Annotated in this window: 3 protein-coding genes; all 3 read right to left on the bottom strand. The window is 36.6% G+C overall.

Features of this window, described 5'->3' with window-relative positions:
• Window positions 1–48: 48 nt before the first annotated feature.
• On the bottom strand, window positions 49–666 hold the full coding sequence (gene rplC / locus WBQ70_RS13375; RefSeq protein ID WP_423915075.1) for a 50S ribosomal protein L3: 618 nt from the start codon (window positions 664–666) through the stop codon (window positions 49–51).
• A 155-nt stretch (window positions 667–821) separates the two neighbouring features.
• Window positions 822–1,127, bottom strand: a complete 306-nt coding sequence (gene rpsJ / locus WBQ70_RS13370) for a 30S ribosomal protein S10 (RefSeq protein ID WP_007803605.1) — start codon at window positions 1,125–1,127, stop codon at window positions 822–824.
• A 10-nt stretch (window positions 1,128–1,137) separates the two neighbouring features.
• The coding region (fusA, locus tag WBQ70_RS13365; protein ID WP_423915072.1) for an elongation factor G at window positions 1,138–2,759 on the bottom strand (1,622 nt) is incomplete at its 5' end.

Below are 2,759 nucleotides of genomic sequence, written 5' to 3'. Positions count from 1 at the left end.
CTTTTCTACCAGTATCTTTTCCGTTGAAATCTACTACTTTTACTTCCATTACTTCTCAATGATTACATAAGAGTTATTATGTCCAGGAACACATCCTTTAATAACAAGTAGGTTCTTCTCAGCAACTACTTTTAAAACTCTAAGGTTTTGAACTTTTACATTTTCTCCTCCCATTCTTCCAGCCATACGCATTCCTTTGAATACTCTAGATGGATAAGAAGAAGCTCCTACAGAACCTGGCGCTCTTAAACGGTTATGCTGACCATGAGTTGCTTGACCAACACCACCAAAACCGTGACGTTTTACAACCCCTTGAAAACCTTTACCTTTAGATACACCTTGTACATCTACAAATTCTCCTTCCGCAAAAATAGAAACATCAATAAGATCTCCTAATTTTTGCTCTGTTGCAAACTCCTTGAATTCAACGACTTTTTTCTTAGCTACAGTTCCAGCTTTCTTAAAGTGACCTAAAGCCGCTTTAGTGGAATGTTTCTCGTTTTTGTCATCGAAACCAAGTTGCAACGCTTCGTACCCGTCAACACCTTTGGTTCTGACTTGGGTAACAACACAAGGACCAGCTTCGATTACAGTACAAGGAATGTTTTTCCCGTTCTCATCAAAAATACTAGTCATGCCGATTTTTCTACCAATTAACCCAGACATAAATATTAATTATTAATTATTAAATATAAAAATAGAACACATCATTTAAGTGAACCCTTATTTTTAAAGTGGTGCAAAAGTATAACTTATTTACACACAATCCAAAAAAAGTTTTCACTTAAACAAAGTGCCCTTAATTTTCTCTTGAAAGAAACCTAAACTTTGATCTCTACTTCAACTCCACTAGGCAATTCTAATTTCATCAATGCATCAATTGTTTTTGATGATGAAGAGTAAATATCAATTAATCTCTTGTATGACATTACTTCGAATTGCTCTCTTGCTTTTTTATTAACGTGTGGAGAACGTAGTACAGTGAAAAGTTTTTTGTGAGTTGGTAAAGGAATTGGACCTGTTACAACAGCACCTGTAGTTTTAACCGTTTTTACAATCTTTTCAGCAGACTTGTCTACCAACATATGATCGTAAGATTTTAGTTTTATTCTGATTTTTTGACTCATTTTCTTAAAATTAAGCGTTTCCTTTTGCTTTTTTGATTACTGCCTCTGAAATATTAGAAGGCGTTTCTGCGTAGTGTGAAAATTCCATTGTTGAAGTTGCACGACCTGAAGATAAAGTTCTTAAAGTTGTAACATATCCAAACATCTCAGACAATGGCACATCAGCTTTAATCGTTTTTGCTCCATTTCTATCTCCCATGTCATTAACCTGACCTCTACGACGGTTAATATCACCTACGATATCTCCCATGTTTTCTTCTGGAGTAATAACTTCCATTTTCATGATTGGCTCAAGAATTACAGCTCCAGCAGCTTTAGCTACCTCTCTATAACCCATTCTAGCCGCTAACTCAAAAGAAAGCGCATCAGAATCCACTGGATGGAAAGACCCATCTAACAAAGTTACTTTCAAACTATCAACTTGATATCCTGCTAAAGGACCAGTTTTCATAGCTTCTCTAAAACCTTTCTCTACAGAAGGAATATATTCTTTAGGAACGTTACCACCTTTTACAGAGTTAACAAACTGCAATCCAACAGGAGCTTTACCATCAACTTCATCAGCAGGTTCAAGTACAAATACGATATCACCGAATTTACCACGACCTCCAGATTGTTTTTTATAAGTCTCTCTATGTTGAGCAGATCTTGTAAACGCCTCTTTATATTCAACTTGAGGCTCACCTTGGTTCACTTCAACTTTAAATTCACGACGCATTCTATCAACAAGAATATCTAAGTGCAACTCTCCCATTCCTGAGATAATTGTTTGACCAGAAGCTTCATCTGTTCTAACAGTAAACGTAGGATCCTCTTCAGCTAATTTAGCCAAAGCCATACCCATTTTATCTACGTCAGCCTTAGTTTTAGGTTCAATAGCGATACCAATTACCGGTGCAGGGAATTTCATAGACTCAAGAATAATTGGATGTTTTTCATCACACAATGTATCTCCAGTTTTGATATCTTTAAATCCAACTGCCGCTCCAATATCTCCAGCTTCGATATACTCGATTGGATTTTGTTTATTAGCATGCATTTGGTAGATACGAGAAATTCTTTCTTTGTTTCCTGAACGTGTGTTCAAAACATAAGAACCAGCATCTAAACGTCCCGAATAAGCACGGAAGAAAGCTAAACGACCTACGAATGGGTCAGTAGCAATTTTAAACGCTAAAGCAGCGAACGGCTCTTTAACATCTGGCTTACGCAAGATTTTAGTTTGATCTTCTTCTAATAATTCAGCGTCATCAGGATGAATACCTTCGATACCTTCTTTATCCATTGGAGAAGGCAAGTATTTACATACTGCATCCAACATGAATTGAACTCCTTTGTTTTTGAAAGACGAACCAGCAATCATAGGAATGATAGCCATATCCATTACCGCTGCTCTTAACGCAACATTAATCTCCTCCTCTGTAATAGATTCAGGATCTTCCATGTATTTATCAAGCAAGTTCTCATCATAATCAGCAACTGCTTCGATAAGAATATCTCTATACTCTTTTACTTCGTCAACCATATCAGCAGGGATATCAACAACTTCATAAGTTGCTCCCATTCCTGCATCATCCCAAACAATAGCCTGGTTTCTTACTAAATCCACAACACCTCTGAAATCATTTTCTT

The sequence above is a fragment of the Flavobacterium sp. genome (assembly GCF_049590715.1).
Taxonomy (GTDB): domain Bacteria; phylum Bacteroidota; class Bacteroidia; order Flavobacteriales; family Flavobacteriaceae; genus Flavobacterium.
Note: the sequence above shows the minus strand (reverse complement) of the source record. Positions and strands in the feature narration are given on the sequence as shown.

Bases quoted from the DNA above. Each gene is read 5' to 3' on its own strand.
- rplC (WP_423915075.1), bottom strand. From the start codon at position 666: ATGTCTGGGTTAATTGGTAGAAAAATCGGCATGACTAGTATTTTTGAT.
- rpsJ (WP_007803605.1), bottom strand. From the start codon at position 1,127: ATGAGTCAAAAAATCAGAATAAAACTAAAATCTTACGATCATATGTTG.